Origin of the sequence: Actinomadura sp. GTD37 (genome assembly GCF_041951365.1) — a bacterium.
Taxonomy (GTDB): Bacteria; Actinomycetota; Actinomycetes; order Streptosporangiales; family Streptosporangiaceae; genus Spirillospora.
Genome location: NZ_JBGNUS010000005.1, coordinates 379,504 through 403,567, shown reverse-complemented (window position 1 = coordinate 403,567; position 24,064 = coordinate 379,504). Strand labels below are relative to the sequence as shown.

At 70.2% G+C, this 24,064-nt stretch carries 25 protein-coding genes and 4 tRNA genes; 18 read left to right on the top strand and 11 right to left on the bottom strand.

Annotation, left to right across the window (positions count from 1 at the left end):
• Positions 1 to 228: 228 nt before the first annotated feature.
• The 3 genes from ACA511_RS26375 to ACA511_RS26365 all read right to left on the bottom strand — a co-directional run bounded on the left by ACA511_RS26375 (position 229) and on the right by ACA511_RS26365 (position 517).
• Positions 229 to 300: transfer RNA gene (locus tag ACA511_RS26375), tRNA-Val, on the bottom strand.
• Positions 301 to 334: 34 nt separating this feature from the next.
• Positions 335 to 405 (bottom strand) — tRNA-Cys (locus ACA511_RS26370).
• Between the two features lie 40 nt (positions 406 to 445).
• Positions 446 to 517, bottom strand: a tRNA-Gly gene (locus ACA511_RS26365).
• Positions 518 to 641: 124 nt separating this feature from the next.
• Here ACA511_RS26365 and ACA511_RS26360 point away from each other — a divergent pair.
• From ACA511_RS26360 to ACA511_RS26325, 8 genes are all read left to right on the top strand, one after another.
• On the top strand, positions 642 to 1,349 hold the full coding sequence (locus tag ACA511_RS26360) for a winged helix-turn-helix domain-containing protein (protein WP_375027287.1): 708 nt from the start codon (positions 642 to 644) through the stop codon (positions 1,347 to 1,349).
• A 162-nt stretch (positions 1,350 to 1,511) separates the two neighbouring features.
• Positions 1,512 to 2,348 carry an aminotransferase class IV gene (locus tag ACA511_RS26355; RefSeq protein WP_375027286.1) on the top strand — a complete coding sequence of 279 codons (837 nt, stop codon included), beginning with the start codon at positions 1,512 to 1,514 and terminating at the stop codon, positions 2,346 to 2,348.
• A 78-nt stretch (positions 2,349 to 2,426) separates the two neighbouring features.
• Positions 2,427 to 3,839, top strand: coding sequence for an extracellular solute-binding protein (locus ACA511_RS26350; protein ID WP_375027285.1), 1,413 nt, complete (start codon positions 2,427 to 2,429; stop codon positions 3,837 to 3,839).
• Complete coding sequence (locus ACA511_RS26345) at positions 3,811 to 4,740, top strand: carbohydrate ABC transporter permease (RefSeq protein WP_375027284.1); 930 nt, start codon at positions 3,811 to 3,813, stop codon at positions 4,738 to 4,740. Before ACA511_RS26350 ends, ACA511_RS26345 begins: the two co-directional genes overlap by 29 nt.
• Positions 4,737 to 5,564 (top strand): carbohydrate ABC transporter permease, encoded by an 828-nt coding sequence (locus ACA511_RS26340; RefSeq protein WP_375027283.1) that lies wholly within the window; start codon positions 4,737 to 4,739, stop codon positions 5,562 to 5,564. The genes ACA511_RS26345 and ACA511_RS26340 overlap by 4 nt, the downstream gene beginning before the upstream one ends.
• Positions 5,564 to 6,679 (top strand): ABC transporter ATP-binding protein, encoded by a 1,116-nt coding sequence (locus tag ACA511_RS26335; protein WP_375027282.1) that lies wholly within the window; start codon positions 5,564 to 5,566, stop codon positions 6,677 to 6,679. Before ACA511_RS26340 ends, ACA511_RS26335 begins: the two co-directional genes overlap by 1 nt.
• Positions 6,676 to 7,872 carry a CehA/McbA family metallohydrolase gene (locus ACA511_RS26330; protein WP_375027281.1) on the top strand — a complete coding sequence of 399 codons (1,197 nt, stop codon included), beginning with the start codon at positions 6,676 to 6,678 and terminating at the stop codon, positions 7,870 to 7,872. Before ACA511_RS26335 ends, ACA511_RS26330 begins: the two co-directional genes overlap by 4 nt.
• On the top strand, positions 7,863 to 10,592 hold the full coding sequence (locus ACA511_RS26325) for an alpha-mannosidase (protein WP_375027280.1): 2,730 nt from the start codon (positions 7,863 to 7,865) through the stop codon (positions 10,590 to 10,592). The genes ACA511_RS26330 and ACA511_RS26325 overlap by 10 nt, the downstream gene beginning before the upstream one ends.
• A 29-nt stretch (positions 10,593 to 10,621) precedes the next feature.
• Here the strand turns inward: ACA511_RS26325 and ppgK are convergent, their stop codons facing one another.
• Together ppgK and ACA511_RS26315 are read right to left on the bottom strand one after the other, a co-directional pair.
• Positions 10,622 to 11,464 (bottom strand): polyphosphate--glucose phosphotransferase, encoded by an 843-nt coding sequence (gene ppgK / locus ACA511_RS26320; protein ID WP_375027279.1) that lies wholly within the window; start codon positions 11,462 to 11,464, stop codon positions 10,622 to 10,624.
• A gap of 29 nt (positions 11,465 to 11,493) precedes the next feature.
• A complete protein-coding gene (locus ACA511_RS26315) occupies positions 11,494 to 11,814 on the bottom strand; it encodes a DMT family transporter (protein ID WP_375027278.1) in 321 nt (106 codons plus the stop codon).
• A gap of 101 nt (positions 11,815 to 11,915) precedes the next feature.
• Here ACA511_RS26315 and ACA511_RS26310 point away from each other — a divergent pair, with 101 nt between their 5' ends.
• Both ACA511_RS26310 and sthA read left to right on the top strand, forming a co-directional pair.
• Positions 11,916 to 12,536 (top strand): TetR/AcrR family transcriptional regulator, encoded by a 621-nt coding sequence (locus tag ACA511_RS26310; RefSeq protein ID WP_375027277.1) that lies wholly within the window; start codon positions 11,916 to 11,918, stop codon positions 12,534 to 12,536.
• 70 nt (positions 12,537 to 12,606) lie between these two features.
• The gene (sthA, locus tag ACA511_RS26305) at positions 12,607 to 14,010 is read left to right on the top strand and encodes a Si-specific NAD(P)(+) transhydrogenase (RefSeq protein ID WP_375027276.1); all 1,404 of its coding nucleotides are present in this window, start codon (positions 12,607 to 12,609) and stop codon (positions 14,008 to 14,010) included.
• On the opposite strand, the gene ACA511_RS26300 is transcribed toward sthA, so the two are convergent.
• Positions 14,007 to 14,420, bottom strand: coding sequence for an SsgA family sporulation/cell division regulator (locus ACA511_RS26300; protein ID WP_067640416.1), 414 nt, complete (start codon positions 14,418 to 14,420; stop codon positions 14,007 to 14,009). The genes sthA and ACA511_RS26300 overlap by 4 nt on opposite strands.
• Positions 14,421 to 14,704: 284 nt before the next feature.
• On the opposite strand from ACA511_RS26300, the gene ACA511_RS26295 reads away from it, so the two are divergent.
• The 3 genes from ACA511_RS26295 to ACA511_RS26285 all read left to right on the top strand — a co-directional run bounded on the left by ACA511_RS26295 (position 14,705) and on the right by ACA511_RS26285 (position 16,275).
• Positions 14,705 to 15,127, top strand: a complete 423-nt coding sequence (locus tag ACA511_RS26295) for a TIGR02611 family protein (RefSeq protein ID WP_375027495.1) — start codon at positions 14,705 to 14,707, stop codon at positions 15,125 to 15,127.
• 26 nt (positions 15,128 to 15,153) lie between these two features.
• Positions 15,154 to 16,140 (top strand): ABC transporter permease, encoded by a 987-nt coding sequence (locus ACA511_RS26290; RefSeq protein ID WP_375027275.1) that lies wholly within the window; start codon positions 15,154 to 15,156, stop codon positions 16,138 to 16,140.
• 60 nt (positions 16,141 to 16,200) lie between these two features.
• Positions 16,201 to 16,275 (top strand) — tRNA-Val (locus ACA511_RS26285).
• A 454-nt stretch (positions 16,276 to 16,729) separates the two neighbouring features.
• Here ACA511_RS26285 and ACA511_RS26280 read toward each other — a convergent pair.
• Complete coding sequence (locus ACA511_RS26280; RefSeq protein ID WP_375027274.1) at positions 16,730 to 17,173, bottom strand: ATP-binding protein; 444 nt, start codon at positions 17,171 to 17,173, stop codon at positions 16,730 to 16,732.
• Positions 17,174 to 17,592: 419 nt separating this feature from the next.
• Between ACA511_RS26280 and ACA511_RS26275 the strand changes: the two genes are divergently transcribed.
• The 4 genes from ACA511_RS26275 (at position 17,593) to ACA511_RS26260 (ending at position 20,258) form a co-directional block, all read left to right on the top strand.
• On the top strand, positions 17,593 to 18,483 hold the full coding sequence (locus tag ACA511_RS26275; protein WP_375027273.1) for a helix-turn-helix domain-containing protein: 891 nt from the start codon (positions 17,593 to 17,595) through the stop codon (positions 18,481 to 18,483).
• Positions 18,484 to 18,507: 24 nt separating this feature from the next.
• Positions 18,508 to 18,729 (top strand): DUF397 domain-containing protein, encoded by a 222-nt coding sequence (locus ACA511_RS26270; RefSeq protein ID WP_375027272.1) that lies wholly within the window; start codon positions 18,508 to 18,510, stop codon positions 18,727 to 18,729.
• Between the two features lie 151 nt (positions 18,730 to 18,880).
• Positions 18,881 to 19,753, top strand: a complete 873-nt coding sequence (locus ACA511_RS26265; protein ID WP_375027271.1) for a hypothetical protein — start codon at positions 18,881 to 18,883, stop codon at positions 19,751 to 19,753.
• Positions 19,746 to 20,258 carry an SLATT domain-containing protein gene (locus ACA511_RS26260; protein WP_375027270.1) on the top strand — a complete coding sequence of 171 codons (513 nt, stop codon included), beginning with the start codon at positions 19,746 to 19,748 and terminating at the stop codon, positions 20,256 to 20,258. The genes ACA511_RS26265 and ACA511_RS26260 overlap by 8 nt, the downstream gene beginning before the upstream one ends.
• A 40-nt stretch (positions 20,259 to 20,298) precedes the next feature.
• Here ACA511_RS26260 and ACA511_RS26255 read toward each other — a convergent pair whose 3' ends face one another.
• From ACA511_RS26255 to ACA511_RS26240, 4 genes are all read right to left on the bottom strand, one after another.
• Positions 20,299 to 21,213, bottom strand: a complete 915-nt coding sequence (locus tag ACA511_RS26255; protein ID WP_375027269.1) for a restriction endonuclease — start codon at positions 21,211 to 21,213, stop codon at positions 20,299 to 20,301.
• Between the two features lie 92 nt (positions 21,214 to 21,305).
• The gene (locus tag ACA511_RS26250) at positions 21,306 to 21,659 is read right to left on the bottom strand and encodes a helix-turn-helix domain-containing protein (protein WP_375027268.1); all 354 of its coding nucleotides are present in this window, start codon (positions 21,657 to 21,659) and stop codon (positions 21,306 to 21,308) included.
• Positions 21,660 to 21,724: 65 nt separating this feature from the next.
• Positions 21,725 to 21,907: a hypothetical protein gene (locus ACA511_RS26245; RefSeq protein ID WP_375027267.1), complete on the bottom strand. Its 183-nt coding sequence runs from the start codon at positions 21,905 to 21,907 to the stop codon at positions 21,725 to 21,727.
• A gap of 324 nt (positions 21,908 to 22,231) precedes the next feature.
• Positions 22,232 to 22,609, bottom strand: a complete 378-nt coding sequence (locus tag ACA511_RS26240) for a VOC family protein (RefSeq protein ID WP_375027266.1) — start codon at positions 22,607 to 22,609, stop codon at positions 22,232 to 22,234.
• Between the two features lie 130 nt (positions 22,610 to 22,739).
• On the opposite strand from ACA511_RS26240, the gene ACA511_RS26235 reads away from it, so the two are divergent.
• Positions 22,740 to 24,047: an MFS transporter gene (locus tag ACA511_RS26235; RefSeq protein ID WP_375027265.1), complete on the top strand. Its 1,308-nt coding sequence runs from the start codon at positions 22,740 to 22,742 to the stop codon at positions 24,045 to 24,047.
• The last annotated feature ends 17 nt before the right edge of the window (positions 24,048 to 24,064 follow it).

The window sequence follows — 24,064 nt, the reverse complement described above, 5'->3', positions numbered from 1 at the left end:
CCCAACCCCAGAGAGCTCGCAGCCAAGCACCGACCGAAACCGGAAGCGGCGCGGGGGCCGAGCCCCTACCCCGCGACGGCCCGCAGTTGAACGCCGACCGAAACCGGAAGGGGGCGTGGGGGCGGAGCCCCCACATCGGGGGTCCGGGGGTCGCCCCCCGGGCAAAACGACGAAGGAGTGGCGGGGAAGGAGCCTCAAGCTCCGACCACACCACTCCCAACTCCGAAGTGGGCGATACTGGGATTGAACCAGTGGCCTCTACCGTGTCAAGGTAGCGCTCTCCCACTGAGCTAATCGCCCGTTTCCGCGGCCTCCCGGGGGAGGTGCGGCGTTGAGGTGGAGACGGGATTTGAACCCGTGTACACGGCTTTGCAGGCCGTTGCCTCGCCTCTCGGCCACTCCACCAGGATCGAGACCTCTGGTCATAGCCTGAAAGGCCCCTCAGAGCGGAAGACGGGATTTGAACCCGCGACCCTCACCTTGGCAAGGTGATGCTCTACCCCTGAGCCACTTCCGCGTGCGCCTTGCGGCGACGGGTAAGACCTTAGCGCGTCGGGGGCCGTTCCCCAAACCGGGTTTCGGGGCGGGCGCGGCCGGATGGTTCGTCGGGTGTCGAAGGGTGGGGCGCTTAGGGTCGTCGTATGGGTTCGGAACTTGTCGTTGGCGCGGATTTCGCGCCGGTGGCGGCGCTGCTGGCCGATCGGGCGCGGGCGGCGATGCTGACGGCGCTGCTGGACGGGCGGCCGCTCGCGGCGGGGGAGTTGGCGCGGACGGCGGGGGTGAGCGCGCAGACGGCGAGCGCGCATCTGGGGCGGCTGCTGGACGGCGGGTTCGTCACGGTGGTGAAGCAGGGCCGGCACCGGTACTACCGGCTGCGGGGGAGCGAGGTCGCGCAGGTCATCGAGGCGCTGTCGCGGATGGGCGCGCCGGTGGAGGCGCGGAGCCTGCGGCAGTCGCGGGACGCGCGGCGGCTGCACGGGGCGCGGACGTGCTACGACCATCTGGCGGGGGCGGCGGGGGTGGCGCTGTTCGCGGCGCTGGTGGACGGCGGCTTGATCGAGCCCGACGGCGGCGGGGACGCGTTCGAGGTGACGGAGAAGGGCGAGGAGCGGCTGGCGGGGCTGGGGCTGGACGTCGCGGCGCTGCGGCGGTCGCGGCGGAGGTTCGCCTGGCAGTGCCTGGACTGGACGGAGCGGCGCCCGCATCTGAACGGGGCGCTGGGTGCGGCGCTGACGGGCCGGATGATCGAGCTGGGCTGGTTCGAGCGGGGGACGACCCGGCGGGCGCTGGTCGTGACGGAGCCGGGTCTGGCGGGTCTGGCGGACACGTTCGGGTACGTTCTGGCGTGAGCTTCGCATATCGCGGGCGCGCTGGCGGGAAGGACTCGAACCCGTCCGGCGCGGGCCGTACTGTGGGGCCATCGGCCGGCGCCGGCATCGGGTGGGACCGGCCAAGGGCGCGAGGCGCGTGACCGGGCCGAGGGCGGCCCGGCTTAGGGGAGGTGGCTTCCGGTGACGGCGCAGGCCAGGATCTGGCTGAACGGCGAACTGATCGATCCCGAGCGGGCGGTGGTGTCGGTCTTCGACCACGGCATGCTGGTCGGGGACGGGATCTTCGAGACGGTGAAGGCGTCGAACGGGGAGCCGTTCGCGCTGACCCGGCATCTGCGCCGGCTGGCCCGTTCGGCGGCGGGTCTGGGCCTGCCCGAGCCCGACCACGACGCCCTCGCCCAGGGCGCCCTGGAGGTGCTGGCGGCGGCGCCGAAGTGGCCGCTGGCCCGCATCCGCATCACCTACACGAGCGGTCCCGGCCCGCTCGGCTCGGCGCGCGGCGACGCGGGGCCGACGGTGTCGATCATCGTCGGGCCGCAGGACCCGTTCCCGGCGACGGCGGACGTGACGGTCGTGCCGTGGCCGCGCAACGAGCGGGGCGCGCTGTCCGGCCTCAAGACCACGTCGTACGCCGAGAACGCGCTGGCGCTCGCCTACGCGAAGGAGCGCGGCGGCGGCGAGGCGATCTTCGGCAACACCGCCGGGAACCTGTGCGAGGGGACGGGCAGCAACATCTTCGTCGTCCTCGGCGGCCGGCTGGTGACGCCGCCGCTGTCGTCGGGCTGCCTGGCGGGGGTGACGCGCGCGCTGACGCTGGAGTGGTGCGGCGGCGAGGAGGAGGACCTCGCGCTGGACGACCTGTACCGCGCCGACGAGGCGTTCCTGACGTCCACGACCCGGGACGTTCAGCCGATCCGCGCCGTGGACGGCACGGTCCTCCCGGCGGCGCCCGGCCCGATCACGGCCAAGGCCGTGGAGGCGTTCGCGGCCCGCTCCGCCGAGCTCATGGACCCTTGATCAAAGAAGTGATCTCCGAAGTCTTTACGTGATCGATTTCATCGTTCACGTTGTTGGTGACGCTTGTAGGAGGTCACCGTGGACTTCTCCAGAAGGCGGATCGGCGCGGCGGCCGCGCTCGTCATGGCGGGCGCGGTGCTCGCCGGGTGCGGCGGCGGCGGATCCCCGACGGATCCCGACCGGGGCAAGGACGCCAAGAACTTCTCCCTGACGATCACCCGCAACGCCATCGAGGGCGGCAAGAACACCGAAGAGGCCGAGTGGATCACCAGGACGGTGATCCCGCGGTTCGTCGCGGCGCAGAAGGCGAAGGGCGTCACCGCGAAGGTGTCGTTCCGGGGCCAGGGCGTGGACGACGAGGCGTACAAGACGAAGCTCGCGCTCGACCTGAAGTCCCGGTCGGGCGCCGACATCATGGACGTCGACGGCATCTGGGTGGGCGAGTTCGCCCAGGCCGGCTACATCAGGCCGCTGCGGGACGTGGTGGGCGCGCCGGCGGACGCGTGGGACGGCTGGGCGAAGATCCCGGGGTCGGTCCAGAAGCTGGCCATGTTCGAGGACAGGCGCTACGGAGTCCCGCCCGCGACGGACGGCCGCCTCCTGTTCTTCAACAAGAAGCTGTTCGCGCAGGCGGGTCTCCCGGCCGCGTGGCAGCCCAGGTCGTGGCAGGACGTCCTCACGGCGGCGCGCGCGCTGAAGAAGCTCCCCGGCGTGACGCCGATCCAGCTGAACGCGGGCACCGCGATGGGCGAGGCGACCTCGATGCAGGGCTTCCTGCCGATGCTGGCCGGTGCCGGCGCCGAGATCTACGCGGACGGCAAGTGGACGGGCGGCGGCCCCGCCGTCCAGCAGGTCCTCGGCCTGTACGCGCAGATCTACGGCGGCGAGGGCCTGGGCGACCCGAAGCTCCAGCAGGAGGCGAAGGGACGCGACAAGTCGTTCGAGGAGTTCGCCGCCGGAAAGATCGGCATCCTGGCCGAGGGCGACTACTTCTGGCGGGACGTCATCAATCCGAAGACGGGCGTCGCGAAGATGAGGACCCGCGACCAGGACGTCGGGTACGCGCTGATCCCGGCCGTGTCGCCGGGCAGGGGCGTCCGCGGGCAGGACTTCGTGAGCATGTCGGGCGGCTCGGTGACCGTCCTCAACCCGAACACCGAGTACCCGCAGCAGGCGTTCGAGCTGCTGGCCTTCATGAACTCCCCGGAAATGATCAAGGCCCGGACGGCGGGCACGCCCGAGATCACGTCCCGGACCGACGTGAACGAGGAGATCCTCGCGGGCGACCCGTTCCTGGCGTTCGTGTCGGAGAAGGTCCTGCCCGTCACGTCGTACCGTCCCGGCCTCGCGGTGTATCCGCAGGTGTCGACGGCCTTGCAGGAGGCCACCGCCGCCGTGGTGTCGGGCAGGACGCCGCAGCGGGCCGCCGCTGAATACACCAAGGCGCTCGAAGGGGCCGTCGGTGGCGCCGCCAACGTCACCCCGCGCTGACGCCGCGGCCGCGTCCTTCGGGGAGGACGCGGCCGGGCTCGGGCGGGGCCGCGCGGCCGCGTTCGTCGCGCCGGCGCTGGTGCTGGTCGCGGTGTTCCTCGTGTTCCCCGCGCTCTGGACGCTCTACCTGGGCACGACCGACTACCGCCTCACCGGCGTCGCGGCGAGCGAGCCGCGGTTCGTCGGCGCGGACAACTACCGGGACGTGCTCGGCGACGGGGACTTCCACCGGTCGCTGTGGCTGACGCTGCAGTTCGTCGCCGGGTCGGCGGTGATCGGGCAGACCGTCCTCGGGTTCGCGATCGCGTGGGTGATGCGCGACCGCTCCGGGCCGGTGCGGCGCCTGGTCGAGGGCCTGGTCCTGCTCGCGTGGATCCTGCCGTCGTCGGTCATCGCGTTCCTGTGGATCGCGCTGCTCGACCGCGACGGCGGCACCCTCAACGCGCTGCTCGGCACCCCCGGCACGGCCTGGCTGCTCGACCATCCGATGGCCTGCGTCATCGTGTTCAACGTCTGGCGCGGCACGGCGTTCTCGATGATGCTCTACGGAGCCGCGCTCGGGAACGTTCCACCGTCGCACCTGGAGACGGCCCGGCTCGCCGGCGCCTCGACCCGGCAGACGCTGCGGGACGCGGTGTTCCCGCGCATCCGCGGCCACGTCCTGACCAGCCTGCTGCTGATCAGCCTGTGGACGTTCAACGACTTCACGCCGTTCCTGATCACGGCGGGCGGCCCGGACGGACGCTCGGAGATCATGTCGGTCTACGTGTACCGGACGGCGCTCGGCGACGGCCGGCTCGGCTTCGGCGCCGCCGTCTCGCTGCTCATGATCCTGATCAACCTGGTGATCGCCCTGGTGTACCTGCGCGCCCTGCGGGCCCGGAAGGAGGCGGCCGCGTGAACGAGACCGTCCGCGAGGTGCTGCGCAGGCTCGGCCTGGCCGTGTTCGTCTCGGCCGTCCTCGGCTTCTTCGCGCTGCCGCTGCTCTGGCTGGCGTTCGCGCCGTTCGACGCGAATCCGGGCATCGCGGCGTCCCTGCCGGAGTTCACGCTGCGCAACTTCGAGATCCTGCTGGACAACCCGTACGCGCTGGCGTCGCTGCGCAACTCGGCTCTGCTCGCCGCGGGGACGGCCGCGCTCGTCGTCACGTCGGCGGCGCTGGCGGCGTACGCGCTGAGCCGCGTCCGGGTGCCCGGACGGGACGCGCTGCTGTACGTCCTGCTCCTGCTGTCGTCCATCATCACCGGGACGGCGGCGATGGTGCCGGTCTTCCTGCTGGCGTTCAACCTGCACCTGATCGACTCGCGGCTCGGGGTGGTCCTGGTGCTGACCGGCGGGCTGCTGCCGGCGGCGATCTTCCTGCTGAAGGACTTCACCGACGCGACGCCCACGTCCTACGAGGAGGCCGCGCGCGTGTTCGGCGCGTCGCCGCCGCAGATCCTGCGGCACGTGGTCGTCCCGGTGATCCGGCCCGGCCTCGCCACGGTCGCGGTGTGGACGGTCGCGCAGGTCTGGGGCGACTTCCTGATGCCGTTCCTGCTGCTCCGCGACCCGGACAAGGCCCCCGCCTCGGTGATCATGTACACGTTCTACACCGAGGGCGGCCAGCCCGACCTGCCCCTGATCTCCACGTTCTCGCTGCTGTACTCCCTGCCGGTCGTCGTCATGTACCTGTTCGTGAGCCGCCGGTACGGCTTCCGCTTCCACGGAGGGATCAAGCGCTGATGGCGGCCATCACCATTCGGGAGCTGACGAAGGTCTATCCGGGCGGCGTGCGGGCCCTGGACGCGCTCGACGTCGACGTCGCGGACGGCGAGTTCTTCGCGCTGCTCGGCCCGTCCGGCTGCGGGAAGACGACGCTGCTGCGCACCGTCGCGGGCCTGGAGACGGCGACGGGCGGGACGGTCCGCCTCGGCGACACCGACGTGACGCGGCTGCCGCCGGGGCGCCGCGGCGTCGGCATGGTGTTCCAGGACTACGCGCTCTTCCCGCACATGACCGTCCTGGACAACATCGCCTACCCGCTGCGGATCAAGAAGCGGAGCCGCGCGTCCCGGCACGGGCGCGCCGCGGAGGCCGGGAGCTACCTGGGCCTGGACGGCCTGGAGCGGCGGCGTCCGGGGGAGCTGTCGGGCGGTCAGCAGCAGCGGGTCGCGCTGGCCCGCGCGCTGGTCGCCGAGCCGCGGATCTTCCTGCTGGACGAGCCGCTGTCCAACCTCGACGCCCGGCTCCGCCTGGAGGCCCGCACGTTCCTGAAGCGGCTGCAGAAGGAACTCGCCGTCACCACCGTGTTCGTCACGCACGACCAGGCGGAGGCGCTCGCGCTCGCCGACCGGATCGCCGTCATGGAGAACGGGCGGATCAGGCAGCTCGGGACGCCCGTGGAGGTGTTCCGGCGCCCCGCCAACCTGTTCGTCGCGTCGTTCATCGGCTCCACGCCCATGAACCTCCTGCCCGGACGCGTCCGGGACGGCGCCGTCGCGGTGGCCGGCGCCGTCCTGCCGGTTCCCGGCGGACTGCGCGTCGCGGACGGGGAGCCGGTCGTGTGCGGGGTACGACCGGAGTACCTGGACTACGGCGACGGCCCGCTGGACGGGGCGTTCGGCGGCCGGGTCTCCGTGGTCGAGCATCTCGGCGGGAGCTCGCTGGTGACGCTCGACGTCGCGGGGGAGCCGCTGCACGTCGTGGTGGGCGAGGGCCGGGAACCCGAGCCGGGGGACCGGGGCTGGGCCCTGCCGCGTCCCGGACGCGTCCTGCTGTACCGCGACGGGGAACTGGTGACGGAGGACGGCCGGCCGACGGCCCCGCAGGCCGAGGCCGAGGACGGAGGGCGCGGATGACGGCGCACCGGGGGCGGTGGAGCCTGGAGGACCGCTTGGAGCAGGGGCTCCGCGAACTGCCCTTCGACGTCCCGCCGGGTACGGCGTCGGTCATGGTCGAGCTCTCCTACGAGGGAGGCGTCATCGACCTGGGCTGCCATGGAGCAGACGGGTTCCGCGGCTGGTCGGGCGGGGCGCGCGGCCAGTACACGGTGAGCGCCGACTGGGCGACCCCCGGGTACCTGCCAGGGGAACTTGAACCGGGCACATGGCACGTCTGGCTCGGGCTCCACCGGATACCGCCGGACGGTGTCCCGTACGAGGTCACGGTGACCACATCGACGTCGACCCCGCCCCGACCGGACGAGACCCTGCCTCCACGGCCGGAACGTCCACCACGCCGGGAACTGCCCGCCCCGGCAGGGATGCGTTGGCTCGCCGGTGACCTGCACTCCCACACCGTCCACAGCGACGGGGCGCTCACCGTCCACGAACTGGCGTGCCTCGCCGCGTCCCAGGGCCTGGACTACCTCGCGGTGACCGACCACAACACCGTCAGCCACCACCCCGGACTGGCCGCCGCCGGGGCGCGCGCCGGCGTCCTGCTGCTGCCCGGCCAGGAGGTCACCACCGACCTCGGGCACGCGAACGTGCTCGGTGACACCGGCTGGGTCGACTTCCGGCGGCCGAGCGCCGACTGGGCCGCGTTCGCCGCCGCGCGCGGCGGGCTCATGTCGATCAACCATCCGCTGAGCGGCGACTGCGCCTGGCGCCGCCCGCTGCCCGCCGGCGCCCGTCCGGCGTTCGCCGAGATCTGGCATTCGTCCTGGTGGGACCGGCGCTGGGGCGCGCCGCTCGCCTGGGCGGACGTGTGGCGCCCCGGCGGCGTCGTCCCGCTCGGGGGCAGCGACTTCCACGACCCGGCCCAGCACAAGTCCCTCGGCGAGCCCGTCACCTGGGTCCTCGCCGAGGACGGGGACGTGCTCGGCGGCCTGCTGGCCGGGCGGACGGCCGTGTCCGCCGGGCGGGACGCCCCCGTCCTGCTCCGCGTCGAGGACGGGCTGATCGCGCTCGGCGCCGCCGGGACCGTGCTGGTCCGGCCGGACGGGAGCCGCGCGGCCGTCCGCGGCGACCGCGTCCGGATACCGGCGGACCGCCTGGGAACGCACCGACTGGAAACCCACGAGAACGAGGTGATCGCACTGTGCGGGTAGCGGGCTCGGAGATCGTCGTCGTCCCCCACACCCACTGGGACCGCGAGTGGTACCTGCCGTTCCAGCGCTTCCGGCTGCGGCTGGTGTCGCTGCTCGACGGCGTCATCGACCGGATGGAGGCCGACCCGCGCTGGCACTTCACGCTGGACGGGCAGATGGCGGCCGTCGACGACTACCTGGAGATCCGTCCCGAGCGGCGCGACCGGCTGGCCGCGCTCGTCCGGGAGGGACGGCTCGCCGTCGGGCCCTGGCAGATCCTCCACGACGAGTTCCTGTGCTCGGGGGAGAACATCGTCCGGAACCTGGAGCTCGGGACGCGGCGCGCGGAGGAGCTGGGCGCCGCGATGATGGTCGGCTACCTGCCCGACCAGTTCGGGCACTGCGCGCAGACGCCGCAGATCCTGAAGCTGGCGGGGATCGAGCACGCCTGCGTGTGGCGCGGCGTCCCGGACCGGGTGCGGGCCGCCGCGTTCGCCTGGGAGGCGCCGGACGGGACGGCCGTCCGCACCCAGTACCTCCCCGAGGGCGGCTACGGCAACGCCGCGTCGATGTTCGAGGAGTTCGAGGAGTTCGGCGAGTTCGAGGACGGCGCGTCGCCGCTGCCCGGCCGCGCCGCCGGGTTCGCCGAGGCGATGGGCCGCTGGTACCCGCGCGGCGGCCCGCTGCTCGCCATGTACGGCGCCGACCACACCGCGCCCGCCGCCGACCTCGCCGACCGGATCGCCGCCGCCGGGCCCGGCATGCGGCTGGACACCCTCGCCGGCTACTTCGCGGAGCGGGCGCCGTCCGTCGACGGGCTGCCGCGCGTGCGCGGCGAGCTGCGGTCGCACGCCCGCGCCAACATCCTGCCCGGGGTGATCTCCGCCCGCGTCCGGCTCAAGCAGCTGATGGGACGCGCCGAGCGGCGCGTCGAGCGGTACGCCGAGCCGCTGACGGCGCTCTGGTACACGGGCGACGCGCAGCGGTTCCTCGACCTGGCGTGGCGCCGGCTCATCGAGGCGAGCTGCCACGACTCGGTGACCGGCTGCGGCTGCGACGAGACCGCCGAGCAGGTCGCGGCGCACATGGCCGAGGCGGAGCAGCTGGGACGCGCCGTCTGCGACCTCGTCACCGCCGAGCTGGCCGCGTCCGTGCCGCTCGGCTCGCACCTGGTGTTCAACCCGTCCCCCGTCCCGCGCACGGGCCTGGTCACGCTCGACGTCCCGTGCGAGGGGGAGCCGGGGCTGGTCACGGGGGAGGGGCGGCCGGTGCCCGTGCAGACGCTCGACATCGCGCCGACCGTGCTGGACGACGCCGTCCATCCCGCGTCCGAGCTGCCCGTCCTGCTGGAGCGCGTGTACGGGCGCGTGCTGTTCGGGCAGGAGATCCGCGACTGGTCGGTCTCCCGGGAGGAGCGCACGCTCACCTTCCGCGTGACGGCCCGCGCCGGCGTCCCGTTCGACATCGGCGACGTGCGGGAGGCGCTGCGGGACGCGGAGGGCGAGTGGCGCGTCCGCATTCTGGCCGACCCGCGCCGCACGGTCGCCGCGCTCGTCGACATGCCGCCGCTGGGGCTGGCCGCCGTGCGGCCCGCGCCCGCCTCGCGGGCGGCGGAAGGCCCGGTGGCGCTGGAGGGGAACAGTCTCGACAACGGGCTGCTGCGCGCCGAGGTGCACGCCGACGGCACGCTCGGCCTGCGCACCCCGTCCGGCCGGGTCGTGGAGGGGGTCGGGCGCATCGTGGACGGCGGCGACCTGGGCGACTCCTACAACTACGCGCCGCCCGCCCGCGACCGCGTCGTCGGCGACCCGCTGAGTGTGGACGTGCGACCCGTGGCGGACGGGCCGCTCGTCGCCGCGGTCGACATCGTCCGGACCTACCGGTGGCCGGCCTCGGGCGACGCGCCGTCCGGCGCGCGCTCCGCCGCCGAGGAGGACGTGACCGTCACCACCCGCGCCGAACTGCGCGCCGGCGAGCCGTTCCTGCGGCTGCGCGTCGCCTTCGACAACCGCTGCGACGACCACCGGGTCCGGCTGCACCTCTCCCTGCCGCGCCAGGCGGACTCGTCCTTCGCCGAGGGCCAGTTCGCGATCACCGAGCGTGGGCTCGCCGCCGAGGGCGGCTTCGGGGAGCGCCCCGTGCCGACCTTTCCCGCGTCCGGGTTCGTCGCGGCGGGCGGCCTCGCCGTCCTGCTGGAGCACGTCACCGAGTACGAGGTCACCGGCGGCGGACGCGAGATGGCCCTCACCCTGCTGCGCGCGGTCGGCTACCTGTCCCGGGACCGCAACGCCTACCGGGACCAGCCCGCCGGACCGCAGCTCCCGACCCCGGGCGCGCAGTGCCGCGGCGAGCGGACGGCCGACATGGCCGTCATGCCCTACGACGGCGAACGGCCCGGAGCCGAGGTGCTCGTGGCCGCCGAGGCGTACCGGCACGACCTGCTCGCCGCCGCCGGGTACGGGCACGCGTCCGCGCCGCTCCCGCCGTCCAGGGAGGGCCTCGCGATCACCGGGGACGGCGTGGTCATGACCTCGCTCCGCGCCCGCGACGGCTGGACCGAGGCCCGGATGGCCGCCCAGTGCGCCGAGCCGGCCACGGCCGTCCTGCGCGGGGACTTCACCGAGGCCGTCCGCGTCGACCTGCGCGGACGCCCCGGCATCCCGCTCGACGTGCACGACGGGACGGCCGCGCTGGCGCTGCGCCCCTGGGAGATCGCGACCGTCCGGCTCCGCGGAGGCTGACGGGCGGGGCGGCCGGCGGGCGGCCTGGGTCAGCGGGCGGCCTCGGCGGTGCCGGGCTCGCGCTGCTGCCCGCCGGTCGCCCCGGACGCGCGGACCTCGGGCGCCGCCGGCCGGGCGGTCTCCGCCGGATGCGCGGCGGCCGCCGCCATGGCCGCGCCCACGATGCCCGCGTTGTTCACCAGCCGCGCCGGGACGATCTCCGCCCGCACGCCCTCGATCAGCGGCAGGAAGTGCTCGGACTTCCGGCTCACCCCGCCGCCCACGATGATCAGCGACGGGGAGATCAGCGCCTCCAGGTGCGCCATGTACTCGCTGAGCCGCCGCGCCCACTTCGCCCAGCCGAGGTCGTGCTCGGTGCGCGCCTTCGCGGACGCGCGCAGCTCGGCGTCCTTCCCGCCGATCTGGATGTGCCCGAACTCGGTGTTCGGGACGAGGACGCCGTCGGTGAACAGCGCGCTGCCGATGCCCGTCCCCAGCGTGAGCAGGACGACGGTGCCGGGCCGGTCGCGTCCGGCCCCGAGCCGCATCTCCGCGATCCCGGCCGCGTCCGCGTCGTTGAGCAGCGTGACCGGCCGGCCGGTCACGTCCGCGAACAGGGCCGCGGCGTCCACCCCGAGCCAGTGCCTGGACACGTTCGCCGCCGACATCGCCACGCCGTCGATCACCACGCCGGGGTAGGTGACGCCGACCGGCCCGTCCCAGCCGAAATGGTCCACGATCTCGGCGATGACCTTCGCGACCGCCTTGGGCTTGGCGGGGCGCGGCGTGTCGATCCGGAACCGCTCCCGCGCGAACGCGCCGCCGGACAGGTCGACCGGCGCCCCCTTGATCCCCGAACCGCCGATGTCGATGCCCAGCATCTCCCGTGCCATGCCCTCACTCTGCCCGATCTCCGCCGGGACTAAGAATTCTCCGCGAACTGCAGGCCGACCACGCCGATGACGATGAGCGCGAGGAACGCCACCCGGGCCGGCGACGCGCTCTCGCCGAACGCGACCATGCCGACCAGCGCCACGCCGACCGCGCCGAGGCCGGTGAAGACCGCGTAGGCGGTGCCGACCGGCAGGGTCCGCAGCGACAGCGACAGGACGACGACGCTGAGCAGCGCGACCGTGAGGCCGATGGCGGTCGGCCACGGTTTCGCGAGGCCGTCCGACTCCTTGAGCGCCGTCGCCCACACCAGCTCCATCAGCGACGCGATCAGCAGGAAGACCCAGGCCACGACGCACCCCCCTTAACCGGAAAATTCTCCGCTTGACGTTAACCGGAGAACCTTCCGGATACAACCCGGATGTGCAGCCCGCTCCGGTAGCCTGCCGGAACGTGATCCCCGGGACGGAGGCGCGCATGCGGGAACTGCCGGTCGCGGGCCGCCCGCCCGCCGAACGCGCGGACGCCGCCCGCAACCGCCGCCGCATCCTGCGCGCCGCCGCCGAGGTGATCGCCGCCCGGGGGCCCGCGGCGGTCTCCATGGACGAGGTGGCCCGCGCCGCCGGCGTCGGCGTCGGCACCGTCTACCGGCGGTTCGGCGACCGCGCCCGGCTCGTCTACGCGGTGATCGACGACCGCGAGCGCGACTTCCAGGACGCGTTCATCCACGGCCCGCCGCCCCTCGGCCCCGGCGCGTCCCCGCGCGAGCGCCTCCGCGCGTTCCTGCACGCCCTCGCCGACCGCACCGAGGCGCAGGCCGAACTGCTGCTCGCCGCCGAGTCCGACCCGCCGGGCGCCCGCTTCCGGGACGGCTCGTACGCGCTCTACCACCTGCACCTGGCCATGCTCCTCGGCCGGATCCGCCCCGGCGCCGACACCGCCTACCTCGCCGACGCGCTCCTCGCCCCGCTGGCCGCCAACCTCTTCCTCTACCAGCGCCGCACCCGCGGCATGCCGCTCGACCGCGTCAAGGCGGGCCTGGACGCCCTGATCGAGGGCCTGCCGGCGTCCTGAACCGGACGGATCATGATCCGTCCGGCGAAAGCCTTTATCGGCACGCGGGCGTGCCGTCAGACTGGGGGGCGTGAACGACTTCGATCTCCTCGTGCTCGGATCCGGGCCCGGCGGGCAGCGCGCGGCCATCGCCGCCGCCAAGCTCGGCCGCAAGGTCGGCATCGTCGACCGCCGCGACATGATCGGCGGTGTCTGCATCAACACCGGGACGATCCCGTCCAAGACGATGCGCGAGGCGGTGCTGTACCTGACCGGCCTCAACCAGCGCGAGCTGTACGGGCAGAGCTACCGGGTCAAGGACGACATCACCGTCGCCGACCTCGGGATACGCACCCAGCACGTCATCGGCCGGGAGACCGACGTCATCCGCAGCCAGCTCGCCCGCAACCACGTCACCGTGATGGCGGGCATGGGACGGTTCCTGGAGCCCAACACGATCGGCATCGCCGGCGCCGGCGACCGCGAGCAGAAGGTCACCGCCGACCGGATCGTGATCGCGACCGGCACGCGCCCGGCCCGTCCCGGCACCGTCGACTTCGACGACCGGACGATCATCGACTCCGACGGCATCATCAACATGGACCGCATCCCGGAGACCATGGTCGTCGTCGGCGCCGGGGTCATCGGCATCGAGTACGCCTCGATGTTCGCCGCGCTCGGCACCAAGGTCACCGTCGTCGAACGCCGCGAGCGCATGCTCGACTTCTGCGACCTGGAGATCGTCGAGGCGCTGAAGTACCACCTGCGCGACCTCGCCGTGACGTTCCGGTTCCGGGAGTCGGTCGCGTCCGTCGAGCGGATGCCGGACGGGGCGATCACCGTCCTGGAGAGCGGCAAGCGCATCCCCGCCGACACCGTCATGTACTCGGCCGGGCGGCACGGCATGACCGGCGACCTCTGCCTGGACGCCGCCGGCCTCGCCGCCGACTCCCGCGGCCGGATCAAGGTCGACGACGACTACCGCACCGAGGTCCCGCACATCTACGCGGTCGGGGACGTGATCGGCTTCCCGTCACTCGCCGCCACCTCCATGGAGCAGGGCCGCCTCGCCGCCCACCACGCGTGCGGCGAGCCCGTCTCGGAGATCCACGAGACGCAGCCCATCGGCATCTACACGATTCCCGAGATCAGCTTCGTGGGCCGCACCGAGGACGCCCTGACCGAGGCCAAGGTTCCGTTCGAGGTGGGCGTCTCCCGCTACCGCGAGCTGGCCCGCGGCCAGATCATCGGGGACTCCTACGGAATGCTGAAACTGCTCGTCTCGCCGGACGACCGGCGGCTCCTCGGCGTCCACGTGTTCGGCACCGGGGCCACGGAGCTCGTCCACATCGGCCAGACGGTCATGGGCTGCGGCGGCACCGTCGACTACCTGGTCAACGCCGTGTTCAACTACCCGACGCTCGCCGAGTCCTACAAGGTGGCCGCGCTGGACGCGACGAACAAGATGCGCCACATAGCCCGTCTCTCCGGCTAGGACGGCCAGAGCAGGTTCTCCAGCTCCGCGTCGATGTCGATGAACTCGGTCTCCTCCCCGGCGGGGACCGCCTGGTAGGTCCGGTGCAGGAAGTCGGCCAGCGGCGACAGCGGCACCTCGAACAGCGCGTCCCCGAACGGGGACGACAGCGCGATGTTGAGCGAGCCGTCGTCGTCGGCGGGCCAGACCTCGACGTCCCCGTCCCCGACCCTGCGCACGATGCCGACCGTGAGGAGCTCCCGAGCGAAGATCCACTCCACCGGTTCGTCGTCGCCCACGTAGAAGGCCATCCGGATCGCGTACGGATCGTCGGCCGCGTACTCGAGCCCGGCGAGCAGGGGGACGGTCGTGCGGTCGGGGACGACGAGACGAAGGCCCAGCTGTGCTGAGACGGTGGTACTGCTGTTCATGGCCATTCCCTCTTACGTCGGTCCCGCTGGCTCGCGGGGTGCTCCGGTGGGGTGGTTCTCCCACTCACGGACATCCCCGCGATCTATGACGCCTAACTGCCTGATCTCGGCCGAACATTCCGGCGTCCCCGGCCTTTGTGATCCATCTCACGATGGCAAAACCTGCGTCTGACCTGCGCAAAAGCGGATCTTGTGGACGCCCCGGCGCCCACAATGCGGGACGTACCGCGCACTCCTCGGGGTCCCCGCACCATCGTCGCCTGGCTTAAGGTAAATCCGTGGCAATGAATGAGGAAAAGGTCGCCCCGTCCCCGGAGGAACCCGGACCGTTCCACCGCTTCCGCGACCGGGTACGGCGCAACCCGCTGCTGAACACCGCCTGGCGCGCCGCCGTCTTCGCCGTCGGCGCGACCGTCCTCATCGGCGGACTGATCATGATGGTCACCCCGGGCCCCGGCCTCGTCGGCATCGTCGTCGGCCTCGCGATCCTCGCCACGGAGTTCGCCTGGGCCCAGCGCGCCCTCCACCGCGCCAAGAGCGCCGCGGACCGCGCCAAGGAGAAGGCCTTCGACCCCCGCAAACGCCGCCGCAACGCCGTCCTCGGCACCCTGGCCGCCGTCGTCCTGGCCGCCGCCGTGGCCGCCTACCTGGTCTTCTACGGCCTCACGCTGCCCTGGGACATCGAAGACCCCACCTTCTGGACCTGATCCACCCGCTCACATAGCGTTACCATGTGAACCGCATAAGTGAACGGGTGGCCGATATCCGCGCCTCCCCGTACCTCCCGGCCGTCGTCCTGCTGCTGATCCTCTCCACCGCCGCGGGCCTGTTCGCCGGCTCCTACTGCTTCGCCATGGCCAACCCGGCCCCGCGCTACCTCCCCGTCGCCATGACCGGCCAGGGCGACTCCGCCGCCTTCGTCCAGGCCCTGGACGAGCACCTGGACTCCTCCCTCCGCGTCCGCCACTACCCGACCTACGCCAAGGCCGACGACGCCATCGACGAGCAGCGCGTCTTCGCGATCATCACCCTCGGCGGAGGCCGGGCGACCTTCGACACCAGCCCCGCGTCCGGCGCCTCCGTGGCCCGCCTCCTCGCCGCCGCGGCCCCGGCCGCCGGCCGGTCGGCCGGAGTCCCCGTCACCGTCCGCGACATCAGGCCCCTGCAGCCCACCGACCCGCAGGGCCTCGCGATCTTCTACATCTCGCTGGCCGCCGTCATCATCGGCTTCGTCGGCGCAATCCACCTCAACGTGCACGCGAAAGGACTGAACCCCGTCGAGCGGATCGTCTTCACCGCCGCCTACGCCGTCCTCGGCGGCTTCACCATCTGCTCCGTCGTCGACCCCCTGCTGGGCGTCCTCGACCTCCCCTTCGCGGAGTCCTGGGCCATCTCCTCGCTCACCATGTTCACCACCGGCATCGTCTTCACGATGTTCAACGCCCTCATCGGCCGCTGGGCCATGATCCCCACCTGGGGCCTCATGGTCGTGATCGGCAACCCGTCCTCCGGCGGCGCCGTCTCCTGGCCGCTCCTCCCGTCCCCCCTCGGCCTCGTCGGCCGCTGGCTCCCGCCCGGCGCCTCCGTGGAGGCCCAGCACACCGCCATCTACTTCCGCGACCACCAGCACGCCCAGCCCTTCGTCACCCTGGCCGTCTGGGCCCTGGTCTGCACGGCCGTCTACCTCGTCTGGCGACACCGCCACCCGTCGGCCGCCTGACCGCAACGGACGCGCGACCACCCCCCGACATACGCTAGAGTTTCCGACGTCAGAACACCCGGGCGATTAGCTCAGTGGGAGAGCGCTTCGTTCACACCGAAGAGGCCACTGGTTCGAACCCAGTATCGCCCACCATGACCGTCTTACTTGCACCGCGACCAAGATCGCGGCCAAGTCGGACGATCAAGGAATCAAGATCACTAGGGCCGGACCCCTTCGGGAGTTCGGCCCTAGTGATGTCTGGAGCTGTTTCGTCTCCGCCCTGCTTGACGACGTGAACTTGCGCTTGGTCGCGGTAGGCCTCATAAAGCCGGTAGAGCACATCGGATGGCTCGCGGCAAACCCCTTGTGATGCAAGCACTCCGGCAAGACGTTGACGGCCAGGCTGACCCCAGGCCTCGCATCCTGAAGCCGGGCGATCTCCCGGCAAGCAATCAGCCGCATCATGCGGTCATGCTCCTGGAGTTGGGCGCGGGATAAGCAGCCCAGCATGCTCGAATTGGCGGCGAGGGCTTCAAGCCGCAACTGCCCGGCCGGGCCAAGGATCGGCATAAGGGCGACTTCGGGAGGTGGACGCCCTTGCGACGGCTCACCGTGAGGCGTGAGCACCCACGGCCCCTTCCGCCGGACGCACCGCCAGTTCGGCCCACACCACCTTGCCGCCGTCCGATGGGTAGTAACCCCACCGCGAGGCGCATGCCGCCACCAGCATGAGGCCCCGTCCGCCGAGCGCGTCGAGACTGGGAACCTGCGGCACGGGCGGGTTGGGGTTGGCGTCCCAGACCTCGATGTAGGCCACCGGCAGCGATGAGCGGAAGCGCACCCGCACCCCGGCACCTTTCATCCGAAGGCCGTTCGTGACGAGTTCACTGGCCACCAGTTCCCCGGTCTCTATGACTCCCTCCGGCAGCCCCCAATGGCGGTACCACTCCCGGAGAAACCGCCGGGCCAGCGGTACGGACGACGAGTCCTTAACCAGCGCCGTCTCAAAGGACTGCTGTGCGCTAGGTGGCGAGAAGACTGACATGACCATGCTCGAACCTCGGTGTGGTGGTTGGAGGCAGGACCGGCGCCGGAGCTCCCGGCTCGTGGAGGCGCGCGCCCCTGGGGGTGGGCGGCGAAGCCTCACCACGGCGCCGGTCCTGCGTCTGGGGTGCGACTGACGAAGCTCCCCTCTGCCCATCACTGGCCGCGCGCTCGGCCAGTCCAACGGTTGCGAAACCGTCGGACCGCCACGTGTTGGCTGGCTTGCGCATGCGGGGAGATCAGCCGCCTTCTGGTTTGACCTGGTACGGCGTTGCGTTGTGTCACCGAACAAACCACCGCCGTGCGATGCGTAGGCGTATGATGCGTCGCGGTACGGTCCCCAGAATGACCCCGACCGATGATCCATGCAAGATACGTCCACGTATCATTCCAAGATCTTTTGGAGAATGACCGAATTGGGCAGGAATGCCCACCCAGAAAGGCGAGGCAATGGCCGGTACTCCGAACCCCACCGTCAAACGCAAGCGTCTCGGCATCGAGCTGCGCCGCCTGCGCGAAGAGGTGGGCTTGACCTGTGAACAGGTCGGCGATCGCCTGGGCTACTCCGGTACTCGCATCAGCCGCATCGAGACCGGCAAGATTTCGGCCAAGCCCGGCGACGTCCACGAGCTCCTGGAGGTTTACGGCGTCACCGGGCCGGCCGCGGATGCCCTCGTGCAGCTGGCCCGCGACGCCCGCAAGAAGGGCTGGTGGCACACCTACGGCATGAACCTGCCCGAGTGGTTCTCCGCCTACGTGGGCTTTGAAGCCGAAGCCGTCACCTTCCGCGACTTCCAACCGCTCTACATCCCCGGCCTGCTCCAGACCGAGGACTACGCTCGCGCCGTCCTCCAGGTCGCCCCGGTACCGGGCACGCCCGAGGAGATTGATCGCCAAGTGGCTGTGCGCATGGAGCGACAGACCATCCTCGGGCGCGACAACCCGCCGGAGCTATGGTTCGCCATCTCGGAGACCGCCCTGCGGGTCCGCGTCGGAAGTCCCCAGGTCATGCGCACCCAGCTTGAACACTTGGCCCAGCTCGCCGAGCGCGCCAACATCACCATCCAGATCCTGCCGTTCGCCACGGCCGCGCACGTCAATCCCATCACCGGCTTCCGCATCCTCGGGTTCCCCGACCCCAAGGACCCAACCGTGGTGTACGTGGAGCACCTCACCGGCGCCCTGTTCCTGGAGCGCGAGGACGAAATCCGCCGTTATACAGTGGTCTTTGACCATCTTCGGGCGGAAGCGCTCGGCAAGAGCGCTTCCGTGGAGCTCATCCGCCGCATCGCCGACGAGATGGGCGCAAGCCTGTAGCACATGGAGAGAAGGAGGTGCGGGATGACACACCAGAGGCACCTCGTAGACCTGTCCCGCGCCCGGTGGCACAAGAGCACTCACAGCAACGGCGGCGAAGGCGGCTGCGTTGAGGTCGCCGACAACCTGCCGGGCGTCGTAGCCGTACGGGACTCCAAGGACCCGGACGGACCGGTGCTGACGTTCGTGCCGGCCGAGTGGCGGAGCTTCGTTGAGAGTGTGCAGGAAGAGCAGTTCGGGCTGTAGTCCGGTTCTATACGCCTCGTACCGGAATACCTCGGTTTGGCCTTTATTTCCCTCGGCTCGCTGGCTTGGCTTACGTAGGCTGGTCGGCCACGGAGGCGCTAAGCTGCATGCCAACCTGTCGGGCTCCCACCATTTACTTAAAGGGTCGAAAGTGGCAACGACGATCAATGGTGGGTTCACTACCCTCACATCCTGGCTCATCCCGACCACCGCCCAAAAAGACGCGCTGTCGACTCACCGCAACACCGTGAAGGCCAAACTCAACAGCGCGCTGGCCGTGACCAACTTCTTTGGGACCGGCTCTTCCAGTAACGGCACCGACGTGAGAAGCCGCAGCGACGTGGACTTCTTTGCCGGCATCCCGTCTCAAAACCAACGCGATAGCTCCGACCGCATGCTGGTCGTCGTCAAGGAAGTCCTGCAACAGCGCTTCTCCAGTACGAACATCTTCGTCCGGAGCCCCGCCGTAGTCTGCGCCTTCGGCACCGATGCCTCCGAAAAGCTTGAGGTAGTCCCGGCCTACTACACGGGGCAAAGCTCTGACGGCTTTAACATCTACAAGATCCCCAACGGCAGCGGCGGCTGGATGAGGTCCAGCCCCAAGGTCCACAACTCCTACGTCACCGAAGTCAACGACGACCTGAGTAAGAAGGTCAAGCCGCTCATCCGGCTCATGAAGGCGATTAAGTACTACAACAACATTCCCATCTCGTCCTTCTACCTTGAGCTTCGCGTCACCAAGTGGATATCAGAAGATACTTCTGTCCACTATGCCTATGATGTCCACGCCATGCTCAAGAATCTCGTTGACTGTGAGCTTGCGCAGATGGTAGACCCCAAGGGTATTTCGGGCTATGTCGCCGCTGCGAGCACCGAGACCTACCGCCAGGACGCCTTGTCCAAGCTCACCACAGCCCGGAACCGGTCCGCCTGGGCCCGCCACTATGAAGGCGAAGATAAGATCGAGAAGGCCTTCGAGTACTGGGACAAGGTATTTAACGGTGGGTTCCCAGCGTATGGATGAAGCCGACAACAAGCGCCTCCTGGCTGAAGGCCGACGAGTCGAGGAGTCGGCTAAATACAGCGCGCAAAACCAGTTTGAACAGGCCAAGATCTGGCGCGGGCTAAACTACATTATTGGCGTGCCCGCCACCGGTCTCGCGGCGGTAGCGGGTGCGGTAGCTCTTATGACGGCGGTTGGCCGCATCTGGGCGGCACTGGCGGCGTTGACTGCGGCCAGCCTCAGCGCCGTGTTGACACTGCTGAACTTGTCCCGCCGGACCGATGAGGCTCACACGTCCGCCAACGCTTACCTAGCCGTCCAGCAGGATGCCCGCGTATTCTGCGAGATTGACCTGCACAAGTTTGAATATGATGAAGCCCGGCAGGCGCTCAGCCAACTGATTGCCCGGCTTCAAGAGGTCCACAAATCTGCTCCGCTTGTCTCAAAACGAGCCTACCGGCGCGGCAAGAAGAGTGTTGGGACTGGTGGCCAAACCTACGAGGTCGACAGGCAAGCCGGTTCCTGACCAACCCGGTATTAGCTTCCTCGTCAGTTGACAGCCCGCATTAGTCGAGCAGTCGGTATGCCCCGATGAATACCTCCCCAGTACGCGCTGCGTGTTGCCGCTTGCGGCGTAACAACTCAGGCAATTCGATGCGTCCATCCATGACGGCGTTCAAGTCGGCCCCATCCATCAGGATCATCGTTGGTCGACCGCGCGAGTGAACCTCAATAGCGCTATCCTGAAAGCCGTTCATAGAAATAAACAGGCCCAAGGTATTGTCGAGTTTTCGGCTAACCTTGCCTCCGAACGAATCTAGGTCGGCTACCGGCGTTCTCTCGTCCTTCCATTTCGCCTCCAAGAGGAACTCTCCTTCGAAGGTGAATGCCCCGTCGATCTGTTCGCCGACGATACGGAAGGGGGCCTTCGCATCAATATCGTAGAGCGCAAATAGGCCGTTGAGAAACTTTTCCAGCGCATAGCCGCGTGGCTGCGGTGGCATAGCGACGATCTCATGGAAGAGCTTCTTAAGTTCTTCAAGTTTCTCGCTCATCGCTCGCTGCATCTCGGCCTCGATGCGGGTAGCCTCACGTCTCCGTTCCGCTTCCTGCTCCTCGCTGCGCAGGCGGCGGTATGGCTCGACCTGGCTCCTCAGGGTGTCGAGTGCCTCCACGGCATTTCGGTACTTACTTTCTCCGTCGTCCAGCCTCTTGAGATGCCGAGGATCAGTGATGTCTGCTGTTGCCAGGATAAGAGTTAGCAGCTCATCGAAATAGCGATGTTGGTTCGCGGCCAAGCTGTCCACCAGCTGCGCAACGATCGGGCGCTTATAGTTTGTCCAATCCAATTGCGCGACGAGCTCACCACGACCAAGGCACGAGGTAAGGAATGCGCGAAGATCGCTCTTGTACCAATAGGCAAGAGTTAGTGCTTCTTTGAGCGGATGAAGAATGGCCGGACTGACACGCTTGGTACTCATAGCGGTCATTATACGCAATCAGGACATTACTGTCGCTCGAATCACGTGTGGTCTGGCTTGACCACCTCGGGACAGGGCTACCGGGTCCGGCTTCAACGTCGATCACAGCGGCGAGCGCTCCGTTCGCGCAAGATGCGCTTGACGCTGCCGCGACTGATGCCGTACTCCGCCGCCAACCTCGCGGCTGGCTCGCCCCCGTCCCTGTAGCGCCTGATCAACTGGATGATGTCTCCTTCGGTGAGCCGGTCGCAAACACGAACCCGAGTCGGTCTAGCGTCCGGGTTGGGTTGATTCTGAACGCTGAAGCCAGCCCCGACCGGATCTTGCAGGCTCTTCCTTAGGATTGGGGCGGAGTGTTCAAGATCAATAGGATGCCTGTCCGGTTGGAGTAGTACCGGACAAGGCCCACCCCGCTCATGCAGGTCAGCGAAGGTCTCGGAGATCACACTCCGGGACCTTTTCGACGTTGAAGGTCCTCGGGGAGCCAAACGGGGGGCCACCACTCCCAGACTTACTCGGACTCCGCGGGACGGCCCTGGCCGAAGACCGCGTTCATGGTCTCGGCGCCTCGGGTGATGACCGGCCGAAGCTGATGCCCGTACACCTTCTCGGTCACCGCCGTCCCGGCGTGGCCCACGAGATCGGCGATCGTCTCAAGAGGGACGCCGCTGTCGCTCATGATCGAGACGGGCACTCCAGCATCGTCCTGACCGCCGACACCTACACCAGCGTGCTCCCCGAGCTCGCGCGCACCGCCGCCGAAATGACCGCGGCGCATGTGCTGCGGGCGGGGTGGCGGGTGCCCGGGGTGAGACGGCGCCGAAGAGCCCCGGCGGTCAAGTGACGTCCCGCCGCGCCCGCGGGCGGCAGGTCCGTTGCGACGCCGGCTGCGTGATCAAGAGCGTTCGCTCCGCGTCCTGTGTCGTCCTGCCGCGAAAGGGCTGACTGAACTTCAGACCACGTCCGGCGTCGAGGAAGGGACGCCCGGATCGGGACGTGGCCGCCCGGGACGGGCGTGTCAGGGGGTGGTGGGGAGTGCGCGCAGTACGCAGAACTCGTTGTCCTCGGGGTCGGCTAGGACGACCCAGGTCACCTCGGACGACTGTCCGACGTCCACCCGGCGGGCACCGAGCGTGATGAGGCGCTTGACCTCCTGTTCCTGGTCGTCGGGACGCAGGTCCAGGTGGAGGCGGTTCTTGCCGGGGGTCGGGTCGGGCACCCGCAGGAACACCAGGTCGGCGGCGACGCCGTCTTCGGGGCTGCCCGCCGGGGGCTCCAGGACGATCTCCTCGTCCGTTTCGTGGGTGCGCCGCCAGCCGAGCGCCTCCTGCCAGAAGCCGGCCACCGCGCGGGGGTCCCGGCAGTCGATGTCGAAGGACTGGATCCGCAGAGTCATGGTCCAACCCTGCCATGGTCGCGCGTCATCGGGAGTTCTCCCGACTGGCCGCGCCCGCGCGGGCGGCCGAGCATGAGCCCGACCCGCGCCCGCGCCAGGTGTGCGCGGGGACGATAGGGGAGGGCGCCTCATGCTGGGCCGACCGGCGCGGTCCGAGGGCACGCGGTCCGAGGACGAGCGCGACTTCCTCCGGCTGTGGGCGAGCGACGCGGTGTCGCAGATCGGCTCGCAGATCACGCTCTTCGCGCTGCCGTTCACCGCGGTGGCCGTCCTGCACGCCTCCGGGGACCAGGTCGGTGTGCTCCAGGCGCTGTACACCCTGCCGTTCCTGCTGGTGCCGCTGCCCGCGGGGCTGTGGCTGGACAACCGGTCCCTGCGGCCGGTGCTGATCGCGATGAACCTGGTGTGCGCGGTCCTGGTGACGTCGGTGCCGGTGGCCGCCGCCGCCGGGGCGCTCGGGCTCGCGCAGCTCTACGTGATCGCCGTCCTGGGCGGCGCCGCCACGGTGACCTCGGACATCGCGAAGCTGGCGCTGCTGCCGAGACTGGTCCCCACGGACCGGCTGGCCTCGGCGAACAGCAGGCTCAACGCCAACCTCGCGGTCGGGAGCACGTCGGGGCCGGGGATCGCCGGCTGGCTGTCGGCCCTGGTGGGCGCGCCGAACGCGCTGATCGCGGACGGCCTCTCCTACCTGTTCAGCGCGGGCACGCTGTCGCGGATGCGCTACCGGGACGAGACCCGTCCCGAGCGGGGCGAGGAGGGGCGGAACCTGCGCGCCGAGGTGACGGCCGGGCTCCGGGTGGTGTTCGGGTACGCGCCGCTGCGGAACATCGCGGTCCACGCGGCCCTGTTCAACGCGTGCGCCCAGTTCGTGAACGTCGCCCTGGTGGTTCTTCTCGTGCGCGACCGAGGGTACGGGGGCGGCGCCTACGGTCTGGTGCTGGTGTGCGGCGGGATCGGCGGCGTCACCGGCACGGTGTCGGCCCCGCTGCTCATCCGCCTGCTCGGGCCCGGGTCAACGATCTTCATGGTGGTCACGGCCGGGGTGAACGCCTTCTGGATCCTGCCGGCCGCGGGCGGTTCGCGGGCCGCGGTGGTGGCGCTGTGCGCGGCGGGGCTGTTCATCGGGTCGGCGAGCGCCGGGGTCGGCAGCGTGGTGAGCGCCACGCTGCGGCACCTGGTCAGCCCGCCGGACCTGCACGCCAGGGTGAACGCCGCCTACCGGCTCATCACGTTCGGCGCCGTCCCGGTGGGCGCGCTGATCGGCGGTCTCCTGGTGGAACGGATCGGGGCGCACGCGACGCTGTGGGCGGTTCCGCCCATGATGCTGGTCTCCGCCCTTCCGCTCGCGCTGCGGCCCGTCCGGTCGCTGCGCGGCGTGACGCGGCCGGACGCGGAGGACGACGTCCCGACCGCGGCCCGAGAGGGCGCCGGGTAGGGGAATGTCCCGACTGT

Bases quoted from the DNA above. Each gene is read 5' to 3' on its own strand.
- ACA511_RS26240 (WP_375027266.1), bottom strand. From the start codon at position 22,609: ATGACTCTGCGGATCCAGTCCTTCGACATCGACTGCCGGGACCCCCGC.
- ACA511_RS26255 (WP_375027269.1), bottom strand. From the start codon at position 21,213: ATGAGTACCAAGCGTGTCAGTCCGGCCATTCTTCATCCGCTCAAAGAA.
- ACA511_RS26295 (WP_375027495.1), top strand. From the start codon at position 14,705: ATGAATGAGGAAAAGGTCGCCCCGTCCCCGGAGGAACCCGGACCGTTC.
- ACA511_RS26300 (WP_067640416.1), bottom strand. From the start codon at position 14,420: ATGAACAGCAGTACCACCGTCTCAGCACAGCTGGGCCTTCGTCTCGTC.
- ACA511_RS26260 (WP_375027270.1), top strand. From the start codon at position 19,746: ATGGATGAAGCCGACAACAAGCGCCTCCTGGCTGAAGGCCGACGAGTC.
- ppgK (WP_375027279.1), bottom strand. From the start codon at position 11,464: ATGGCACGGGAGATGCTGGGCATCGACATCGGCGGTTCGGGGATCAAG.
- ACA511_RS26235 (WP_375027265.1), top strand. From the start codon at position 22,740: ATGCTGGGCCGACCGGCGCGGTCCGAGGGCACGCGGTCCGAGGACGAG.
- ACA511_RS26360 (WP_375027287.1), top strand. From the start codon at position 642: ATGGGTTCGGAACTTGTCGTTGGCGCGGATTTCGCGCCGGTGGCGGCG.
- ACA511_RS26280 (WP_375027274.1), bottom strand. From the start codon at position 17,173: ATGGTCATGTCAGTCTTCTCGCCACCTAGCGCACAGCAGTCCTTTGAG.
- ACA511_RS26275 (WP_375027273.1), top strand. From the start codon at position 17,593: ATGCCCACCCAGAAAGGCGAGGCAATGGCCGGTACTCCGAACCCCACC.
- ACA511_RS26335 (WP_375027282.1), top strand. From the start codon at position 5,564: ATGGCGGCCATCACCATTCGGGAGCTGACGAAGGTCTATCCGGGCGGC.
- ACA511_RS26270 (WP_375027272.1), top strand. From the start codon at position 18,508: ATGACACACCAGAGGCACCTCGTAGACCTGTCCCGCGCCCGGTGGCAC.
- ACA511_RS26330 (WP_375027281.1), top strand. From the start codon at position 6,676: ATGACGGCGCACCGGGGGCGGTGGAGCCTGGAGGACCGCTTGGAGCAG.